General features: G+C 69.6%; 3 protein-coding genes and 2 pseudogenes. 4 read left to right on the top strand and 1 reads right to left on the bottom strand.

What is annotated here, in order from left to right; all coding sequences use genetic code 11:
* Window positions 1-768: pseudogene (locus tag Y705_RS21550) on the bottom strand (cysteine desulfurase family protein); the annotation flags it as partial.
* Between the two features lie 180 nt (window positions 769-948).
* Here Y705_RS21550 and Y705_RS23505 point away from each other — a divergent pair.
* The 4 genes and pseudogenes from Y705_RS23505 to Y705_RS20530 form a co-directional block, all read left to right on the top strand.
* Window positions 949-1020: pseudogene (locus tag Y705_RS23505) on the top strand (hypothetical protein); the annotation flags it as partial.
* A 28-nt stretch (window positions 1021-1048) separates the two neighbouring features.
* On the top strand, window positions 1049-1780 hold the full coding sequence (gene folP, locus Y705_RS0115290) for a dihydropteroate synthase (RefSeq protein ID WP_343212773.1): 732 nt from the start codon (window positions 1049-1051) through the stop codon (window positions 1778-1780).
* Complete coding sequence (locus Y705_RS0115285; protein WP_026533487.1) at window positions 1777-2568, top strand: pyrimidine reductase family protein; 792 nt, start codon at window positions 1777-1779, stop codon at window positions 2566-2568. Before folP ends, Y705_RS0115285 begins: the two co-directional genes overlap by 4 nt.
* A gap of 28 nt (window positions 2569-2596) precedes the next feature.
* The coding region (locus Y705_RS20530; protein WP_216698816.1) for a J domain-containing protein at window positions 2597-3441 on the top strand (845 nt) is incomplete at its 3' end.

Raw genomic sequence — 3441 nt, 5'->3', positions numbered from 1 at the left:
CGTCCGCGGCCGCCGCGAACGCGGCGACGCCCGCGCAGTCGAGGGTTCCCGACCGGATGTCCCGTTCCTGGCCGCCGCCGTGCTGCACCGGGGTGAGCTTGACCGACCGGCCGACGAACAGCGCCCCCACCCCCACCGGTCCGCCGATCTTGTGGGCACTGACGGCCATCGTCGCCAGCCCGGAGTCCGCGAAGGACAGCGGGAGGGAACCGAAGGCCTGGACGGCGTCGGAGTGGACGGGGACGCGGGAGGCCGCCGCGAAATCCGTGATCTCCGCGATTCCCTGGACCGTGCCTACCTCGTTGTTGGCCCACATCACGCTCACCAGTGCCACCGACGCGGAATCCGCCTGCAGTTCGGTCCGCAGCGCCTCGAGCGACACCCGGCCCTGGGCATCCACGGGAAGCCACGTCACCCGCGCACCTTCGTGGCGCTCGAGCCACTCGACGGTGTCCTGGACAGCCGGGTGCTCGATCGACGAGCACAGGATGCGCGTCCGCCGCGGATCCTCGTCGCGTCGGGCCCAGAAGAGGCCTTTCACCGCGAGATTGTCCGCCTCGGTGCCTCCGGAGGTGAAGATGACCTCGGAGGGGTGGGGCCGGCCGCGCGGGCGAGAGTCTCCCGGGCATCCTCCACCGCGCGCCGTGCGCGGCGGCCTGCGCCGTGCAGTGACGACGGATTGCCGCTACGGGAGAGTTCGAGCGTGAGGGCGGCGAGCGCCGGCGCCGAGATAGGCGTGGTCGCCGCGTGGTCAAGGTACACGGGCATCCTGCAATTCTACCGGTGCGGGCGGTGCACACCGGGTCGTCCGGTCGCTCTGGTAGAAATACCTTTGTGGACAGCGAAGCAGGACCTCCTCCCCCGACGGGCAGATTCGTCCCGGTGCTCCGGCATCCGGTTCAGGCTTTCGGCGCGAAGGTCCTGGACTTCGACCGGCAGGTAGCGCTGATGGCGGTGATCAACCGCACTCCCGATTCGTTCTACGATTCGGGCGCCACGTTCGCGCTGGACGCCGCGATCGAGGCGTCGCGAACGGCGGTCCGCGACGGTGCGGACTGGATCGATATCGGCGGACGCACCGTTCTCGCCCGGCTCCCCGGTTTCTGCGGCGGAGGAGACTGCGCGGATCGTCCCGGTCATTGCGGCGGTGCGGGAGTTCTCCGATGTGGTCATCTCCGCCGACACCTTCCTCCCCGACGTCGCCGAAGCCGCGCTCGCGGCCGGCGCGAACGTCATCAATGACACCACCGGGCTCCGGAACCCGGAACTCGCCGCGGTGGTCGCCGCAGCGGGTGCCCATCTCGTCATCACCCACAGCCTCGCCGAGCCCCGCACCGTGTACCCGCGGCCGACGTACGACGACGTCGCCCGCGACGTCGCGGAGTTCCTGCTGCGGAAGGTGGACACCGCGGTCGGCCTCGGCATCGGCGAGGACCGCATCCTCCTGGATCCGGGCCACGACCTGAACAAGAACACCCTGCACTCGCTGGAGATCACCCGGCGGTTTTCCGAGATCGCCGCGCTGGGCTTCCCGACGCTCGCCGCCGTGTCGAACAAGGACTTCATCGGGGAGACCCTGGACAGGCCGAAGCGTGAGCGGGTCGAAGGGTCGCTGGCGGCCGCCGTCATCTGCATCCTCGGCGGCGCACGGGTGGTGCGGATGCACAATGTCGCGGCATCCCGGGCCGCCATCGACCTCACCGAAGCGGTGTTCGGCTGGCGGCAGCCCGCCTACCTGCGCCACAACATGGGAAGCTCCAACGAACCGGCGGCTCGGTGATCACTGCGTTGCTGCCCGGCGGATCCGGCGCGCTGACCGACGCCGACCTGTTGCGCCTCTATGCCTATCCCGATGACGCGGATTCCGGCTCGGCCGATCCCGGTTGCGCCGACCCCGGAGCCCAACACCCCTACGTGCGGTTCAACTTCGTGGCGGCGGCGGACGGCTCGGCCACGAGCAACGGGCTCTCCTCCGGTCTCGGGAACGACGGCGACAAACGCATCTTCAACCTGCTGCGCCGGCTTCCCGACATCATCCTGGTCGGTGCCGGAACCATCCGGGCCGAAGGCTATGAGGGCGCCCTCGTCGACGACGAAGGCCAGGCATGGCGCCGTGGGCAGGGGCTCCCGGCTCACCCCGCACTCGGCATCATCTCCGGTTCCCTCGACCTCGACCCTTCCAGCGGGTTCTTCGCGAACGCACCCGTGAAGCCCCTGATCTTCACCAGTGACTCGGCGCCTGCTTCTCGACTGGACGCACTGTCCCACGTGGCCGACGTCGTTCCCTGCGGTGCCGAATCCGTCGAAACAGGGTTGCTCCTGAAGGCCCTCGCCCAGCGCGCCCTCCCCAGGGTTCTCTGCGAGGGCGGGCCCGCCGTGCTGGGTGCCCTGACGGCGTCCGACGCCGTCGACGACCTGTGCCTGTCGCTCAGCCCGCTCCTCGCCGGTGGTGAGGGACCCCGGATCTCCGCCGGAAAGGCACCGGCCGGCCCCGTGGCACTTTCCCTCGCGTCGCTCCTGACCGAGGATTCGGCACTGTACATTCGATACGTGAAGGCGCGGACCTAGCGCTGGGATCGTCGGAAAGCCGACGCTGTTGCAACATTCGAAGGGGAGCACCATGGCGGACGCCTCGGGCGCGTCGTTGTACGACATTCTGGGCCTGGCATCCGATGCAACCGAAAAGCAGATCAAGGACGCCTACCGCAGGGCGGCGCGGACCTCCCACCCCGACCTCGGCGGGAGCGAGGAGCTGTTCCACGCGGTGGCCGTGGCCTACGAGACGCTGGGCGACCCGGTACGCAGGCAGAAATACGACACCGGCAACGGCACGCGGAGCACCGGACCGCCGGGGTCGGGTACCGGTTCATCCCGCACCACGCCATCCCGAGCCGGCACCGCGGCGAAGGGCGAAGACACCGAGGCAGCGAAGGCGCCTCCGGAGTACCTCCCGCCGTTCTCTCCGGCAGAGCCTCCGGTGGTGCCGCTCATCCTTGCCGGGCGGCAACTGCACGGAGTGCCCCGGCAGCCGGGGATGTTCGGCAGGATGGCAGGTGCCGCCCGCGCAAGGGTCGAGGGGGAACTGCGGACGGCGGCGATCCTGGAGCAGTCCCTGCTGCCGACGTATCCAGCAGCCCGTCTGGTGAACGGACTGAGATTCCCGAACAGGGCAGGGACCACTGCCAGCCATGCGGTCCTCGGCGGCTACCGGATCGCCGTGCTCGATTCCTTCGCTGCCACCCCGGGTAACTTCGACTGGGACGGCCGGACGCTCCGGCACCAGGGCAGGACGGTCCAGGGCCTCGGCATCACGAACACCGTCCGGGAGATGCAGGACCTGTTTCCCGAGTGCAACGTCAGCGGCTGGCTGGTCATCCACGGCGCGAGGGGCAACCCTTTCGACCCGGTCATCGACAGCCCGCCGTCGTTCGACAGGTCGGC

Source organism: Arthrobacter sp. H41 (genome assembly GCF_000520535.1).
Taxonomy (GTDB): Bacteria; Actinomycetota; Actinomycetes; order Actinomycetales; family Micrococcaceae; genus Arthrobacter_D.
The sequence above is the reverse complement of the archived record's forward strand: the minus strand, read 5'-3'. Positions and strand labels throughout refer to the sequence as shown.